Origin of the sequence: Citrobacter sp. CFNIH10 (genome assembly GCF_002934585.1) — a bacterium.
Classification (GTDB): domain Bacteria; phylum Pseudomonadota; class Gammaproteobacteria; order Enterobacterales; family Enterobacteriaceae; genus Citrobacter_A; species Citrobacter_A amalonaticus.
Map to the genome: position 1 here is coordinate 694,753 of NZ_CP026216.1, position 15,314 is coordinate 710,066.

Genomic DNA, 15,314 nt, shown 5'->3' on the forward strand with positions numbered 1-15,314 from the left:
TCATTCGCCTGAGCGGGGCTGCGATACCACCGATTCATGCTTACGTAATCCGCCCCAAATACGATGACCAATGGCGGAGTACATCGCGCCCGCAACCACGACAAACGCACCGAGATAACCGAGAAGGTTTAACATCGGTCTGGCGAAGAAATCGGGCCAGGCCATAGATAAAAGATCTGAAAATAACAGCGTAAACAGCGGGGTGAGCGTGATTAATGCGCTCACCTGCGCTGCCTGCCAACGCGCCATCGCTTCCGCCAGGGCGCCATATCCTACCAGTGTATTCAGCCCACAGAAAATTAAACAGGCAAGCTGCCAGTCACTGAGCTGGGCTATCACACCGGGCTTCGCCAGCGGCAATAGCGCTATCGTACATAAAGTGTACAGTAAAAACAGAATCTGCGGTGATGCCAGACGCCGCAATAACACCTTTTGTGCGACACCATAGCTTACCCAGACCGTAGCCGCACCGACGCCAAAAATGACGCCCCAGGTGTAATCGGTCAGCCTGGTAAAAATTTCGATCAGACTGGTGTTGAAGAACATCACCAGTCCGCACAACAGCATTATCGCGCCGACAATCTGCGTACCGCGCATTTTCTCTTTAAGGATAAATACGCTCGCGACCATCATGCCCACTGGCGACAGTTGGCCGATCACCTGCGAAGCCGTTGGGCTTAAATACTGCAGGGAAGAGCTGAACAGGATGAAGTTGCCAAAGAGCCCACCGGTAGCAATTGCCAGCAGAACCAGCCAGCGCGCTTTGCGAAAAATTCGCAGCGGCGGAAGCTTACGCTTCGCGGCCAGAATCGCCCCGAGGCCAATACTGGCGATTAAAAAACGGTAAAAAACGATGGTAGGAGGCTCCATCACCTCCAGCACCTGCTTCATAGCAATTGGCAAAGCCCCCCAACATACCGCCGTTGTGAGCGCCAAAAGAATACCAATGCCAGCCTGCTGCTTCATGCCCGTTTCCCTGCAAGGGCTCGTTATCCGGTGCAAAGCGGTTTCACGAGCATATTTACCGGTCGTCGAATGTAAAAAGCCCCGCAACAGGGTGCGGGGCTTTTATCCGTTACCGGACCACGAAAAACTTACTCAGCAACGATGCTGATGTATTTACGGTTGTTCGGGCCTTTAACTTCAAATTTCACTTTACCGTCTGCTTTAGCAAACAGAGTGTGGTCACGACCGCAACCTACGTTAGTGCCAGCGTGGAACTTGGTACCACGTTGACGAACGATGATGCTACCCGCCAGAACGGATTCGCCACCGAAACGCTTAACGCCCAGGCGTTTAGCTTCTGAATCGCGACCGTTACGAGTTGAGCCGCCAGCCTTTTTATGTGCCATTTAAATCTCTCCTCAGGTCTTAGGCGCTGATGCCAGTAATTTTCACATCAGTGAACCACTGACGATGGCCCTGCTGCTTACGATAGTGTTTACGACGACGAAACTTAACGATTTTAACTTTCTCGCCACGACCGTGAGCAACAACTTCAGCTTTGATAACGCCGCCATCAACGAAAGGAACGCCGATTTTGACTTCTTCACCGTTTGCGATCATCAGAACTTCAGCGAATTCAACAGATTCGCCAGTTGCGATGTCCAGCTTTTCCAGGCGAACGGTCTGACCTTCGCTTACTCGGTGTTGTTTACCACCACTTTGGAAAACCGCGTACATAAAAAACTCCGCTTCCGCGCACACCTTTTCAATGATTCAGAGTGCGCTATAAATATTCACAATAGGGCGCGAATATTACGCAAAACGTGAGCCTTTGACAAGTGCTACAGTCAATACATGAAGAAAAAAAACACAACGTGTACGGTAACGTTTATCTGCGGCGTTTTTTCAGTACAATCAGCATATATTTCTAACCCTAAACCCTAAGTTACCTTGCCGCATGATGAGGTAAACGGGGCGAAAAGCCCGGCTTTTGCGATGAATTTAGAAAAAATCAACGAGTTAACCGCGCAAGATATGGCGGGTGTCAATGCGACAATCCTTGAACAGCTTAATTCCGACGTCCAACTGATCAATCAGTTAGGCTATTACATTGTGAGCGGTGGCGGTAAACGCATTCGCCCGATGATTGCCGTCCTCGCGGCGCGCGCCGTTGGCTATCAGGGAAATGCCCATGTCACGATCGCGGCATTGATCGAATTTATCCACACCGCCACCCTGCTTCATGACGATGTGGTGGATGAATCCGATATGCGCCGGGGTAAAGCCACTGCGAACGCCGCGTTTGGTAATGCCGCCAGCGTGCTGGTTGGCGATTTTATCTATACCCGAGCTTTCCAGATGATGACCAGCCTCGGCTCGCTGAAAGTGCTGGAGGTGATGTCTGAAGCCGTAAACGTCATTGCTGAAGGTGAAGTCCTGCAGTTAATGAACGTTAACGACCCGGATATTACGGAAGACAGCTATATGCGGGTGATCTACAGTAAAACAGCGCGTCTGTTTGAAGCGGCGGCGCAGTGTTCCGGTCTCCTCGCGGGCTGTAGTGACGCCGAGGAAAAAGGACTGCAGGACTATGGTCGCTATCTGGGCACTGCATTCCAGTTGATTGACGATCTGCTGGACTATAACGCCGACGGCGAACAGCTCGGTAAAAATGTCGGTGATGACCTGAACGAAGGCAAACCGACGTTACCGCTGCTGCATGCGATGCGTAACGGTACGCCAGAGCAGGCACAAATGATTCGCCATGCGATCGAGCAAGGCAATGGCCGACATCTTCTGGAGCCCGTGCTGGAAGCGATGAACGCCTGCGGCTCACTGGAATGGACACGTCAGCGTGCGGAAGAAGAGGCTGACAAAGCCATCGCCGCGCTGCAGGTGCTGCCGGATTCCCAATGGCGCGAAGCGTTGATCGGCCTGGCGCATATCGCCGTCCAGCGCGATCGCTAATAACGATGGAATCATCCCGCCACTCTGCGCGGGATGATTCATAAAAGATCTAATAAAACCCACCGAATATCCCTATTCCGCTGCAAGCAAAGCAATAACTCTTAATAAATTCTGAATATTCAAACTCTTTACTTGAACATATTAGAACAACAATTCTCTGGGAGTATAGTGTCTTCTGCAAATTGATGGTGCAAATCAACGATGAATGACCATAAACGAGGGGATAAATGGAGAGCAAACTCATTGACTGGCATCCGGCAGATATCATTGCTGGATTACGTAAAAGAGGGACATCAATGGCTGCCGAGTCACGCAGAAACGGATTAAGTTCCTCCACGCTGGCAAACGCCTTAACCCGACCATGGCCGAAAGGCGAGCTGATCATTGCGAAAGCGCTCGGAACGGATCCCTGGGTGATCTGGCCTTCACGATACCATGACGCAAAAACTCATGCGTTTATCGACAGAACGCGCATGATGCGGGCGACACGTCGTGACAAGCAGGATGTAGAGTAAGGCACAAAGCAGTAGCCCCAGCCATTGGCAACGGGGCTACTGATTTCATTGACGCTTATTCGGCTTTCACGCGCTCGATATTGGCACCCAGGGCGCGCAGTTTATCTTCGATACGTTCGTATCCGCGATCGATATGATAAATACGATCCACGACCGTCGTCCCTTCTGCAATACATCCCGCAAGCACCAGACTAGCCGACGCACGCAGATCCGTCGCCATCACCTGCGCACCGGAGAGCTTATCCACACCGTGACAAATCACGGTATTGCTTTCGATTTCTGCATGAGCGCCCATACGGCTCAGCTCAGGCACGTGCATAAAGCGGTTTTCAAACACGGTTTCCGTGATGAATCCGGTCCCTTCCGCTACCAGGTTCAGCAGCGTGAACTGGGCCTGCATGTCCGTCGGGAATGCCGGGTGCGGTGCAGTGCGCACGTTGACAGCTTTCGGACGTTTACCGTGCATGTCGAGGCTAATCCAGTCTTCACCCACGTCGATATCCGCGCCGGCATCGCGCAGTTTCGCCAGTACCGCGTCCAGCGTATCCGGCTGCGCGTTACGACAGAGGATTTTGCCGCGAGAAATTGCCGCTGCGACCAGGAAAGTCCCGGTTTCGATACGGTCCGGCAATACGCGATAGACACCACCGCCCAGACGTTCTACGCCTTCGATGGTGATACGATCGGTACCCTGGCCGGAAATTTTCGCTCCCAGCGCAATCAGGAAGTTGGCCGTGTCGACAATTTCTGGTTCACGTGCGGCGTTTTCAATGATGGTGGTGCCTTCCGCCAGCGTGGCGGCACACATGATGGTGACCGTTGCGCCAACGCTGACTTTATCCATGACGATATGCGCGCCTTTTAGACGGCCATCCACGGAGGCTTTCACATAGCCTTCTTCCAGCGTGATCGTGGCGCCCAGTTGCTCCAGACCGGTGATATGCAGGTCAACCGGACGTGCGCCGATCGTGCAACCGCCAGGCAGAGAAACCTGGCCCTGACCAAAACGGGCCACCAACGGTCCCAGCGCCCAAATTGATGCGCGCATGGTTTTTACCAGGTCATACGGTGCGCAGAAAACATTAACGTCGCGGGCATCGATGTGCACGGAGCCATTGCGTTCCACTTTGGCGCCAAGCTGACTTAGCAGTTTCATCGAGGTATCAACGTCCTTCAGTTTCGGGACGTTCTGGATCTCTACCGGCTCTTCCGCCAGCAACGCCGCAAAAAGGATCGGCAGAGCGGCGTTTTTCGCGCCAGAAATTGTGACTTCGCCCTCGAGCCGGGTTGGCCCTTGTACACGAAATTTATCCATGATGTTGTTCTCAGTTAAAATTCATCGTCGTTACCGGTGTGACACCCGTAACTCAAAAACCGTTAAGTTTGCGATCGCGCGCCCATTCTGCGGGGGTATACGCTTTGATCGACAGGGCATGAATGCGATTGTCCGCAATGTACTCCATCAGCGGCGCATAGACCGACTGCTGCTTCTTCACCCGGCTCATGCCGTCAAACATCTCACCCACGGCAATAACCTGAAAGTGACTGCCATCGCCAGAGACGTGGACTTCCTGGAGGGAGAGTGCGTTCATCAGCACGCTCTGAATTTCATTATTTTCCATGGGCTCTTCATTCGTCAGATTGTGAATACAGCCCAACATCTTAGAGCAAAGTTGCGCTGTCATAAATAAGCAAAAAGCCTCGCGGGTCAATCCAGCGAGGCTGTAGATAATAACGTACTGATATTACTGACGCGGAAGCACGTCAGCAGGCAGATTATAGAGTTCCGCCAGGGTAAAGACTTTGTCATTCACCCCCGACAACGACACGTTGTTGCCCTGCTGTTTCGCCAGACTGATGAGATGGACCAGCAGCGCCAGTCCCCCCGTATCCACTCGGGAAACCTGACTGAGGTCGATGCAGGTGACACCGGTCATTGCTTCAATGCGCGCATCCCACAAAGGATTAAGCACATCCTGGTCCAGTTCTCCCACCAGCGCCAGCTTGTCACCGTCACGCGTCCAGTTGAGTGACTGAGTCATTACTTCTTCTCTTCCAGCGTGATTTTTTGCTGCGCGATAGATTTCAGTTGCGCCGTCAGTCCATCGATCCCTTTAGTACGCAGCAGATCGCTCCACTCGTTCTGTTTGGTAGTGATCATGCTGACGCCTTCGGCGATCATGTCATAGGCCTGCCAGTGACCCGTCTGAGTGTTTTTACGCCACTGGAAGTCCAGACGCACCGGAGGACGGCCGTTGGGATCGAGGATGGTTACACGGATCGGAACGATGCTCGCATCACCCAACGGTTGTTCCGGAGCAATCTGATACGTCTGACCGTGATACATCGCCAGCGCCTGGCCGTAGGCCTGTTTCAGGTATTCACGAAACGCGGCGAAGTAGGCTTCACGCTGAGCCGGAGTGGCTTCTTTGTAGTAACGCCCCAACACCAGCGCGCCAGCATATTTCACCTGCACATACGGCAGCAGTTCCTGGTCAACCACGTCACGCAGATAGTCCGGATTAGAACGGATTTTCGGCTGTTCGTTTTTCAGGCGGTCGAAGGTTTTCTGCGCCGCTTCATTCATCAACTTGTAAGGGTTGGTCTGATCGGCTGCAATGGCGGTGCTCAGCGGTGCAATCACCAGCAGAGCCACCATCATTAAACGCTTAAGCATAATTCGATTCTCCTGAGATTAATTCGTTGTGCCCGCAGGCCCAGTGGCTTCATTATGGCCTTCGGTCGGCGCCGACGCATCGCCAGAATTCTTATTGTCATCGCCTTTACTGTTGCTGTTGTAAAGGAACTGACCAATCATATCTTCCAGCACCATCGCGGATTTGGTGTCCTGGATTGTGCCGCCATCTTTGAGGATAGACGTTCCCAGCTCAGGATCTTCAAAACCGACGTTCAGCGCCAGATACTGTTCCCCCAGCAGACCGGACGTCCGGATGCTCAGCGAACTGGTATCAGGGATGTGGTTATAGCGCTCTTCGATGTCCAGCGTCACGCGCGGTAAATAGGTCTTCGGATCCAGAGAGATATCCGCCACGCGCCCCACCACCACACCACCGATACGCACCGGCGAGCGCACTTTCAGGCCGCCGATATTATCGAATGTCGCGTAAATCGTGTAGGTCGGTTCTGTGCGCATAGAGGTCACATTAGCCGCCTTCAGGCAGATAAACAGTGCGGCCAGCAATGCGGCTAATAAGAAGATCCCCACCCAAATTTCATTTTTTTTCGTTTGCATGAACTCAATTCCCAAACATCAATGCGGTCAGTACAAAGTCCAGACCCAGAACGGCCAGCGACGAGTGCACAACGGTGCGTGTGGTTGCCCGGCTGATTCCCGCCGAGGTCGGAATCGCATCATACCCATTGAATAATGCAATCCAGGTTACCGTAATGGCGAACACCACGCTTTTAATCAAACAGTTGACCAGATCCAGACGCCAGTCGACGGCACTCTGCATCGCAGACCAGAAGAAGCCAGCATCAATCCCCTTCCAGCTTACGCCGACCAGAGAACCGCCCCAGATCCCGACGGCCACAAACAAAATCGTCAACATCGGCAGCGAAATCACGCCCGCCCAGAATCGCGGAGAGATCACCCGGCGCAGGGGATCGACAGCCATCATTTCCATACTGGAAAGCTGCTCGGTCGCGCGCATCAGGCCAATTTCAGCGGTGAGTGCAGAGCCCGCACGCCCCGCAAATAACAACGCGGCGACAACCGGACCGAGTTCACGCAGCAGCGACAGTGCCACTAACATCCCCAGACTGGTTTCCGCGCTATAGGTGGTAAGTACCAGATAGCCCTGCAGCCCCAGCACCATGCCGATAAACACGCCAGAAACAATAATGATCAGCATCGACAGGACGCCCACATTATAAAGCTGGCGCACCAGCAACGGCGCGTGCTTACGAAATTCCGGTTTGCCGACCAGCGCATTGAACAACATTAACCCGGCGCGCCCGAACGTTCTGAGAGTTTTAATCCCCTTGTGTCCCAGCGTCGCCAGTGCATTTAACAGCATGAGTGGCTTAACTCCCTGTTCCGAGTAAATCAGAGTGATAATCGCCCGCAGGATAGCGGAACGGGACCGGCCCGTCTGCAATGCCATCCAGGAACTGACGCACACGCGGGTCGTCATTCTCTTGCAACGCCTGCGCGCTGCCGTGGGCCACAATCTTTTTGTCCGCCATAATATAGGCGTGATCGGCAATGCTCAGGACTTCCGGCACATCGTGAGAGACCACGACGCAGGTCACGCCCAGCGCATTGTTTAATTCAGAAATCAGTTTGACCAGCACGCCCATGGTGATCGGATCCTGTCCGACAAACGGTTCATCAAACATGATGAGATCCGGCTCCAGCGCAATGGCGCGTGCTAACGCCGCCCGGCGCGCCATCCCACCGGACAGTTCAGAGGGCATCAGTTTTGCCGCGCCGCGCAGACCGACAGCTTCCAGTTTCATCATCACCGTGCTCTTCAGTAACGGCGGGGGAAGCGTGGTATGTTCGCGTAGCGGATAGGCCACGTTATCAAACACGTTCATGTCGGTGAACAGCGCCCCGGACTGAAACAGCATACTCATCCGTTTGCGTACCGTGTAGAGGCGCGAGCGAGACATCTCAGGAATGTTCTCGCCATCAAACAAGATCTCCCCCTTGTCTGGCACAATTTGTCCGCCGATCAGACGCAAGAGCGTCGTTTTACCGATGCCCGATGGCCCCATGATCGCGGTTACCTTGCCACGCGGTACGGTCAGAGAGATGTTATCGAAAATGCAGCGGTCGCCGCGCGTAAAGCTGACATCGCGCATATCGACTAAATTCGCCACAGACTGCCCCATTGATTCATCCTTCGTGTTGCTTGTTGATCTCAGCATGGCGTGGAATTCAGCCATGAACCCAACATATTTACAGAATATTACCCGTGCTGGTTAGCTAAAGCTGGCATTTGTTTTACTTTTTAGCTGCATAAAGTCAAAATTAAGACTTCGTTACGGTTTCCAGACGATCCCGGTGGACCGGCGAGTATACCTGAAGAAAGGACTTTAGATGCTTTTAGCAACGGCGCTGTTAATTATTGGTTTATTATTGGTCGTCTACGGCGCCGACCGCCTGGTTTTTGCCGCGTCAATCTTATGTCGAACCTTTGGGATCCCGCCGCTGATTATCGGTATGACGGTAGTCAGTATAGGCACATCTCTGCCTGAAATTATTGTTTCTGTCGCCGCCTCTCTGCACGGGCAGTTAGATTTAGCCGTCGGCACCGCGCTCGGCTCTAACATTACTAACATTTTGTTGATCCTCGGGCTTGCCGCGCTGATCCACCCTTTTACCGTGCATTCCGATGTTCTGCGTCGCGAATTACCGCTAATGTTGCTGGTTAGCGTGGTGGCCGGATCCGTACTGTATGACGGACAACTCAGCCGCAGCGATGGTATCTTTCTTTTACTGTTAGCCGTGTTATGGCTGCTGTTCATTGTTAAAATCGCCCGTCTCGCTGAGCGTCAGGGCAATGACAGCCTCACCCGCGAACAGGTTGCCGAGTTGCCGCGTGAAGGCGGATTACCGGTGGCGTTTTTATGGCTGGGCATTGCGCTGATTATCATGCCGATGGCGACCCGAATGGTGGTGGATAACGCCACTGTGATTGCCAATTTCTTCGCGATGAGCGAACTGACGATTGGCCTGACGGTGATCGCAATTGGCACCAGCCTGCCTGAACTGGCAACCGCTATCGCGGGCGTGCGCAAAGGTGAGAACGATATCGCGGTGGGCAATATCATCGGCGCGAACATTTTTAACCTCACCATTGTTCTCGGCCTTCCTGCTCTGATTACGCCGGGTGACGTCAATCCGCTGGCGTTCAGCCGTGACTACAGCGTGATGCTGCTGGTGAGCATCGTCTTTGCATTACTTTGCTGGCGGCGTCCCCGCCAGTCCGGTCGCGGCGCGGGTGTGCTGCTGACCGGCGGTTTTATCGTATGGCTGGCGATGCTGTATTGGCTATCGCCACTTCTCGTTGGATAACTGGAAACAGACATATGTCGCACTTAGCGTTACAACCGGGTTTTGACTTTCAGCAAGCCGGCAAAGAAGTTCTGGCGATTGAACGTGAAGGCCTGGCGGAGCTCGATCAGTACATCAACCAGGATTTCACTCTCGCCTGTGAGAAAATGTTCAACTGCACCGGCAAAGTGGTGGTGATGGGCATGGGGAAATCGGGGCATATTGGCCGCAAAATGGCCGCGACCTTTGCCAGCACCGGAACCTCTTCCTTCTTCGTTCATCCGGGCGAAGCCGCCCACGGCGATCTGGGAATGGTGACCTCGCAGGATGTAGTGATTGCCATCTCCAACTCCGGGGAATCCAGCGAGATCGCGGCCCTGATTCCAGTTCTTAAGCGACTGCAGGTTCAGCTTATCTGCATCACCGGGCGACCAGAAAGCAGCATGGCGCGTGCTGCGGATGTCCATCTGTGTGTTAAAGTACCGCAAGAAGCCTGTCCGCTTGGACTGGCCCCGACAAGCAGCACCACCGCTACATTAGTGATGGGCGATGCGCTGGCGGTGGCGTTATTAAAGGCGCGCGGCTTTACCGCTGAGGATTTTGCTCTGTCGCATCCGGGCGGTGCGCTAGGGCGTAAACTGCTGTTGCGCGTGAACGATATTATGCATACGGGTGATGAAATCCCGCATGTCACCAAAGAAGCCAGCCTGCGCGATGCGCTGCTGGAGATAACCCGCAAGAACCTCGGGATGACCGTGATTTGCGATGATGCGATGAAGATCGACGGTATCTTCACCGACGGTGATTTACGTCGCGTCTTTGATATGGGCGTTGATGTGCGCCAGCTCGGTATCGCCGACGTGATGACGCCAGGGGGCATTCGCGTGCGTCCAGGAATACTGGCGGTCGATGCCCTGAACTTAATGCAGTCTCGTCATATCACCTCCGTAATGGTTGCCGATGGCGACCAGTTACTCGGTGTGTTACATATGCATGATCTCCTGCGTGCAGGCGTTGTGTAGAAATTCAAGGATAAAATGAAATGAGCAAAGCAGGTGCGTCGCTTGCGACCTGTTATGGACCCGTCAGCGCAGACGTCATCGCCAAAGCAGAGAATATCCGTCTGCTGATTCTTGATGTCGATGGCGTGCTGTCGGATGGCCTGATTTATATGGGCAACAACGGTGAAGAGCTGAAGGCTTTCAACGTCCGTGACGGTTACGGGATCCGTTGTGCGCTGACGTCTGATATCGACGTCGCCATCATTACCGGACGAAAGGCTAAACTAGTAGAAGATCGGTGTGCCACACTGGGGATCACGCACCTGTATCAGGGGCAGTCGGACAAGCTGGTCGCCTTTCACGATCTGTTGGCAAAACTGGCGATTGCGCCGGAAAATGTGGCCTACGTCGGTGACGATCTGATTGACTGGCCGGTGATGGAAAAAATTGGCCTGAGCATTGCCGTTGCGGATGCGCATCCGTTACTGCTTCCGCGCGCGGATTATGTCACGAAAATCGCGGGCGGACGCGGCGCGGTACGAGAAGTCTGTGATTTATTATTACTGGCGCAGGGTAAGCTTGATGAGGCCAAAGGGCAATCGATATGAGTAAAGCCAGACGTTGGGTTATCATTCTACTGTCATTGGCCGTGCTGGTGCTGATTGGGATTAACCTGGCCGATAAAGACGACACGGCGCAGGTGGTGGTGAATACGAGCGATCCGACCTATAAGAGCGAGCATACGGATACCGTTGTCTACAGTCCGGAAGGTGCGCTGAGCTATCGTTTGATCGCCCAACATGTTGAATATTATTCCGATCAGGCCGTTTCGTGGTTCACACAACCCGTATTAACGACGTTTGATAAGGACAAGATCCCGACGTGGTCAATCAAGGCTGATAAAGCCAAGCTAACCGAGGATCGAATGCTGTATCTTTATGGTCACGTTGAAGTCAACGCGCTGGTGCCTGACGCTCAACTTCGCAGAATTACCACCGATAACGCGCAGATCAATCTGGTGACGCAGGATGTTACCTCTGAAGACCTCGTCACGTTATACGGAACAACATTTAACTCCAGCGGACTGAAAATGCGCGGCAACTTACGCAACAAGAACGCCGAGCTGATTGAAAAGGTTAGAACCTCCTATGAAATTCAAAACAAACAAACTCAGCCTTAATCTTGTGCTTGCCAGCTCACTTCTGGCCGCCAGCATTCCGGCGTTCGCCGTCACGGGCGATACCGAACAGCCGATCCACATCGAATCGGACCAGCAGTCTCTGGATATGCAGGGCAACGTCGTGACCTTCACCGGTAATGTCATTGTGACCCAGGGCACTATCAAAATTAACGCCGATAAAGTGGTCGTTACCCGCCCTGGCGGTGAAGAGGGTAAAGAGGTCATTGATGGCTTCGGCAACCCGGCCACGTTCTATCAAATGCAGGACAACGGTAAGCCGGTAAAAGGCCATGCGTCGAAAATGCATTATGAACTGGCGAAAGATTTTGTCGTGCTCACCGGCAATGCGTATCTGGAACAGCTCGACAGCAACATCACCGGTGACAAAATTACCTATCTGGTGAAAGAGCAGAAAATGCAGGCCTTCAGTGAGAAAGGCAAGCGTGTGACCACCGTTCTGGTTCCGTCGCAGTTGCAGGACAAAAACAAAAACCAGGCTCCGGCTCAGAAAAAGAGTAACTAATTCGTTATGGCAACATTAACTGCAAAGAATCTGGCGAAGGCCTACAAGGGCCGCCGCGTCGTGGAAGATGTCAGCCTGACCGTCAACTCGGGCGAGATTGTCGGTCTGCTTGGGCCGAACGGTGCGGGTAAAACCACCACCTTCTACATGGTCGTCGGCATTGTGCCGCGCGATGCCGGTAACATCATTATTGATGATGAAGACATCAGTCTGCTGCCGTTGCACGCCCGCGCGCGCCGCGGAATTGGCTATCTGCCGCAGGAAGCGTCGATTTTTCGCCGCCTGAGCGTGTACGATAACCTGATGGCCGTACTACAAATTCGTGACGATCTCACCAGCGAACAGCGTGAAGACCGCGCTAACGAGCTGATGGAAGAGTTCCACATTGAGCATCTGCGCGACAACATGGGTCAGTCACTCTCCGGCGGGGAACGTCGCCGTGTGGAAATCGCCCGTGCCCTCGCCGCCAACCCGAAATTTATCCTGCTGGATGAACCCTTTGCCGGCGTTGACCCCATCTCCGTTATCGATATCAAACGCATTATTGAGCATCTGCGTGACAGCGGTCTCGGCGTGTTGATTACCGACCATAACGTCCGCGAAACGCTGGCCGTGTGTGAACGCGCCTATATCGTGAGCCAGGGACACCTGATCGCGCACGGCACGCCGACAGAAATCCTGCAGGACGAACACGTGAAGCGCGTATACCTTGGGGAAGACTTCAGACTCTGATAGGGTAGAAGTTTGCGACGTCATAGCGGGAGAAAACGACTCTGAACATGAAGCAAGGTTTGCAACTCAGGCTGAGCCAACAACTGGCGATGACGCCGCAGCTACAACAGGCGATTCGTCTGTTGCAGTTGTCCACGCTGGAACTGCAGCAGGAACTCCAGCAAGCGCTGGAAAGCAATCCGTTGCTGGAACAAACCGATCTTCACGACGAAGTTGATACCCGCGAAACTCAGGACAGCGAAACGCTGGATACCGCCGACGCTCTCGAACAAAAAGAGATGCCGGAAGAGTTGCCGCTTGACGCCAGCTGGGATGAAATCTACACCGCCGGTACGCCGTCGGGCACCAGCGGCGACTACATTGACGATGAGCTCCCCGTTTACCAGGGTGAAACCACGCAGACCCTACAGGATTACCTGATGTGGCAGGTGGAACTCACCCCGTTCTCCGATACCGACCGCGCAATCGCCACGTCGATTGTAGATGCCGTTGACGATACCGGTTATCTCACCGTTTCGCTGGACGACATCCTCGACAGCATGGGCAATGATGAGGTCGGCCTTGATGAAGTCGAAGCCGTACTCAAACGTATTCAGCGGTTTGATCCCGTAGGCGTGGCGGCAAAAGATCTGCGCGATTGCTTACTGATCCAGCTCTCGCAATTCGACAAAGCGACCCCCTTCCTTGAAGAAGCCCGGTTGATCATCAGCGATCATCTCGATCTGCTGGCGAACCACGACTTCCGTACTCTGATGCGCGTCACACGTCTCAAAGAAGAGGTGCTCAAAGAGGCGGTCAATCTGATTCAGTCACTCGATCCCCGACCCGGACAGTCGATCCAGACCGGCGAACCGGAATACGTGATCCCGGATGTGCTGGTACGCAAGCATAACGGTCACTGGACGGTTGAGCTCAACGGTGACAGCATTCCCCGCTTGCAGATCAATCAGCACTACGCCGCCATGTGCAACGGTGGGCGTAATGACGCCGACAGCCAGTACATCCGCAGTAATTTGCAGGATGCGAAGTGGTTGATTAAGAGTCTGGAAAGCCGCAATGATACCCTGCTGCGCGTCAGCCGTTGCATCGTTGAGCAGCAGCAAGCCTTCTTTGAGCAAGGCGAAGAATTTATGAAACCGATGGTGCTGGCTGACATCGCCCAGGCCGTCGAGATGCACGAATCGACCATTTCTCGTGTGACGACGCAGAAGTATCTGCACAGTCCACGCGGCATTTTTGAACTGAAGTATTTTTTCTCCAGCCATGTGAATACCGAGGGGGGTGGCGAAGCGTCCTCCACGGCGATCCGCGCACTGGTGAAGAAGTTGATTGCGGCGGAAAACCCCGCGAAGCCTTTGAGCGACAGCAAGCTAACATCGATGCTGTCGGAACAAGGCATCATGGTGGCGCGCCGCACCGTTGCGAAGTACCGAGAGTCTTTATCCATTCCGCCGTCAAACCAGCGCAAACAACTGGTTTGACCCAACCGATAAGGAAGACACTATGCAGCTCAACATCACTGGAAACAACGTCGAGATCACAGAAGCCCTGCGTGACTTTGTGAATACCAAGTTCGCCAAACTCGAACAGTATTTTGACAGGATCAATCAGGTCTATATTGTGTTGAAAGTGGAAAAGGTTACCCACATCTCGGATGCAACACTGCATGTAAACGGTGGCGAAATTCACGCCAGCGCGGAAGGTCAGGATATGTATGCGGCCATTGATGGCCTGATTGACAAGCTGGCAAGACAGCTCACCAAACACAAAGATAAATTGAAACAACACTAATTGTTCGGGCAGTTAGCGGGTGCAGGACGGCCTGTTGTGCAGAACAACAGGCCATTTGTACAGTTAGCGCTCCGAATCCGTTCCGCTGTTGTGGGACGGATTCTTAGGTGAAATTATGATAAATAACGATACGACTCTACAACTGAGTAGTGTACTTAACCAGGAATGTACGCGCAGTGCCGTTCACTGCCAGAGCAAAAAACGCGCGCTGGAAATCATCAGTGAACTGGCTGCAAAACAGCTCAGTCTACCGCCGCAGGTCGTTTTTGAAGCGATCCTGACGCGCGAAAAAATGGGCAGTACCGGCATCGGCAATGGGATCGCCATCCCGCACGGTAAGCTGGAAGAAGATACCCTGCGCGCCGTCGGCGTGTTTGTGCAACTGGAAACGCCCATCGCCTTCGATGCGATTGATAATCAACCTGTTGATCTGCTTTTTGCCCTGCTGGTGCCTGCGGATCAAACCAAAACGCACCTGCATACACTATCGCTGGTGGCTAAGCGTCTGGCGGATAAAACCATCTGCCGTCGACTGCGCGCCGCACAGAGCGATGAAGAGTTGTATCAAATCATCACTGACACCGAAGGCGGTCAGGATGAAGCGTAACTCCCCTTTTTCCCTGGTGAGGAGAAA

21 protein-coding genes are annotated in these 15,314 nt (G+C 53.5%); 11 read left to right on the plus strand and 10 right to left on the minus strand.

Annotation, left to right across the window (positions count from 1 at the left end; genetic code table 11):
• The 3 genes from C2U53_RS06615 to rplU all read right to left on the minus strand — a co-directional run bounded on the left by C2U53_RS06615 (position 1) and on the right by rplU (position 1,683).
• Positions 1–966 carry a DMT family transporter gene (locus C2U53_RS06615; RefSeq protein ID WP_042998293.1) on the minus strand — a complete coding sequence of 322 codons (966 nt, stop codon included), beginning with the start codon at positions 964–966 and terminating at the stop codon, positions 1–3.
• 128 nt (positions 967–1,094) lie between these two features.
• Positions 1,095–1,352, minus strand: a complete 258-nt coding sequence (gene rpmA / locus C2U53_RS06620) for a 50S ribosomal protein L27 (RefSeq protein ID WP_003861831.1) — start codon at positions 1,350–1,352, stop codon at positions 1,095–1,097.
• A 19-nt stretch (positions 1,353–1,371) separates the two neighbouring features.
• A complete protein-coding gene (gene rplU, locus C2U53_RS06625; RefSeq protein WP_003025032.1) occupies positions 1,372–1,683 on the minus strand; it encodes a 50S ribosomal protein L21 in 312 nt (103 codons plus the stop codon).
• A 258-nt stretch (positions 1,684–1,941) separates the two neighbouring features.
• Between rplU and ispB the strand changes: the two genes are divergently transcribed.
• Both ispB and sfsB read left to right on the plus strand, forming a co-directional pair.
• The gene (ispB, locus tag C2U53_RS06630) at positions 1,942–2,913 is read left to right on the plus strand and encodes an octaprenyl diphosphate synthase (RefSeq protein ID WP_104445744.1); all 972 of its coding nucleotides are present in this window, start codon (positions 1,942–1,944) and stop codon (positions 2,911–2,913) included.
• Between the two features lie 227 nt (positions 2,914–3,140).
• Positions 3,141–3,428 (plus strand): DNA-binding transcriptional regulator SfsB, encoded by a 288-nt coding sequence (gene sfsB, locus C2U53_RS06635; protein WP_044263641.1) that lies wholly within the window; start codon positions 3,141–3,143, stop codon positions 3,426–3,428.
• Between the two features lie 55 nt (positions 3,429–3,483).
• Here the strand turns inward: sfsB and murA are convergent, their stop codons facing one another.
• From murA to mlaF, 7 genes are all read right to left on the minus strand, one after another.
• Complete coding sequence (gene murA / locus C2U53_RS06640) at positions 3,484–4,743, minus strand: UDP-N-acetylglucosamine 1-carboxyvinyltransferase (protein ID WP_042998296.1); 1,260 nt, start codon at positions 4,741–4,743, stop codon at positions 3,484–3,486.
• Between the two features lie 52 nt (positions 4,744–4,795).
• A complete protein-coding gene (gene ibaG, locus C2U53_RS06645; protein ID WP_042325065.1) occupies positions 4,796–5,050 on the minus strand; it encodes a BolA family iron metabolism protein IbaG in 255 nt (84 codons plus the stop codon).
• A gap of 123 nt (positions 5,051–5,173) precedes the next feature.
• On the minus strand, positions 5,174–5,470 hold the full coding sequence (gene mlaB, locus C2U53_RS06650) for a lipid asymmetry maintenance protein MlaB (protein WP_042998297.1): 297 nt from the start codon (positions 5,468–5,470) through the stop codon (positions 5,174–5,176).
• On the minus strand, positions 5,470–6,105 hold the full coding sequence (gene mlaC / locus C2U53_RS06655) for a phospholipid-binding protein MlaC (RefSeq protein ID WP_042998298.1): 636 nt from the start codon (positions 6,103–6,105) through the stop codon (positions 5,470–5,472). Before mlaC ends, mlaB begins: the two co-directional genes overlap by 1 nt.
• An 18-nt stretch (positions 6,106–6,123) precedes the next feature.
• On the minus strand, positions 6,124–6,681 hold the full coding sequence (gene mlaD / locus C2U53_RS06660) for an outer membrane lipid asymmetry maintenance protein MlaD (protein WP_043001758.1): 558 nt from the start codon (positions 6,679–6,681) through the stop codon (positions 6,124–6,126).
• Between the two features lie 4 nt (positions 6,682–6,685).
• The gene (gene mlaE / locus C2U53_RS06665; RefSeq protein WP_042998299.1) at positions 6,686–7,468 is read right to left on the minus strand and encodes a lipid asymmetry maintenance ABC transporter permease subunit MlaE; all 783 of its coding nucleotides are present in this window, start codon (positions 7,466–7,468) and stop codon (positions 6,686–6,688) included.
• Between the two features lie 7 nt (positions 7,469–7,475).
• Positions 7,476–8,288, minus strand: coding sequence for a phospholipid ABC transporter ATP-binding protein MlaF (gene mlaF, locus C2U53_RS06670; protein ID WP_042998300.1), 813 nt, complete (start codon positions 8,286–8,288; stop codon positions 7,476–7,478).
• 208 nt (positions 8,289–8,496) lie between these two features.
• Here mlaF and C2U53_RS06675 point away from each other — a divergent pair, with 208 nt between their 5' ends.
• The 9 genes from C2U53_RS06675 to ptsN all read left to right on the plus strand — a co-directional run bounded on the left by C2U53_RS06675 (position 8,497) and on the right by ptsN (position 15,287).
• Positions 8,497–9,474 (plus strand): calcium/sodium antiporter, encoded by a 978-nt coding sequence (locus tag C2U53_RS06675; RefSeq protein ID WP_104445745.1) that lies wholly within the window; start codon positions 8,497–8,499, stop codon positions 9,472–9,474.
• A 14-nt stretch (positions 9,475–9,488) separates the two neighbouring features.
• The gene (kdsD, locus tag C2U53_RS06680; RefSeq protein ID WP_042998302.1) at positions 9,489–10,475 is read left to right on the plus strand and encodes an arabinose-5-phosphate isomerase KdsD; all 987 of its coding nucleotides are present in this window, start codon (positions 9,489–9,491) and stop codon (positions 10,473–10,475) included.
• Positions 10,476–10,495: 20 nt separating this feature from the next.
• Positions 10,496–11,062 (plus strand): 3-deoxy-manno-octulosonate-8-phosphatase KdsC, encoded by a 567-nt coding sequence (gene kdsC, locus C2U53_RS06685; protein WP_042998303.1) that lies wholly within the window; start codon positions 10,496–10,498, stop codon positions 11,060–11,062.
• Positions 11,059–11,634: an LPS export ABC transporter periplasmic protein LptC gene (lptC, locus tag C2U53_RS06690; protein ID WP_044255950.1), complete on the plus strand. Its 576-nt coding sequence runs from the start codon at positions 11,059–11,061 to the stop codon at positions 11,632–11,634. Before kdsC ends, lptC begins: the two co-directional genes overlap by 4 nt.
• The gene (gene lptA, locus C2U53_RS06695; protein WP_042325045.1) at positions 11,603–12,157 is read left to right on the plus strand and encodes a lipopolysaccharide ABC transporter substrate-binding protein LptA; all 555 of its coding nucleotides are present in this window, start codon (positions 11,603–11,605) and stop codon (positions 12,155–12,157) included. The genes lptC and lptA overlap by 32 nt, the downstream gene beginning before the upstream one ends.
• A 6-nt stretch (positions 12,158–12,163) precedes the next feature.
• Positions 12,164–12,889 (plus strand): LPS export ABC transporter ATP-binding protein, encoded by a 726-nt coding sequence (gene lptB, locus C2U53_RS06700; protein ID WP_044263650.1) that lies wholly within the window; start codon positions 12,164–12,166, stop codon positions 12,887–12,889.
• Positions 12,890–12,936: 47 nt separating this feature from the next.
• Positions 12,937–14,370: an RNA polymerase factor sigma-54 gene (gene rpoN, locus C2U53_RS06705; protein ID WP_042998306.1), complete on the plus strand. Its 1,434-nt coding sequence runs from the start codon at positions 12,937–12,939 to the stop codon at positions 14,368–14,370.
• A 22-nt stretch (positions 14,371–14,392) separates the two neighbouring features.
• A complete protein-coding gene (gene hpf, locus C2U53_RS06710; RefSeq protein ID WP_003025078.1) occupies positions 14,393–14,680 on the plus strand; it encodes a ribosome hibernation promoting factor in 288 nt (95 codons plus the stop codon).
• A 115-nt stretch (positions 14,681–14,795) separates the two neighbouring features.
• The gene (ptsN, locus tag C2U53_RS06715; protein WP_042325036.1) at positions 14,796–15,287 is read left to right on the plus strand and encodes a PTS IIA-like nitrogen regulatory protein PtsN; all 492 of its coding nucleotides are present in this window, start codon (positions 14,796–14,798) and stop codon (positions 15,285–15,287) included.
• Positions 15,288–15,314: the final 27 nt, after the last annotated feature.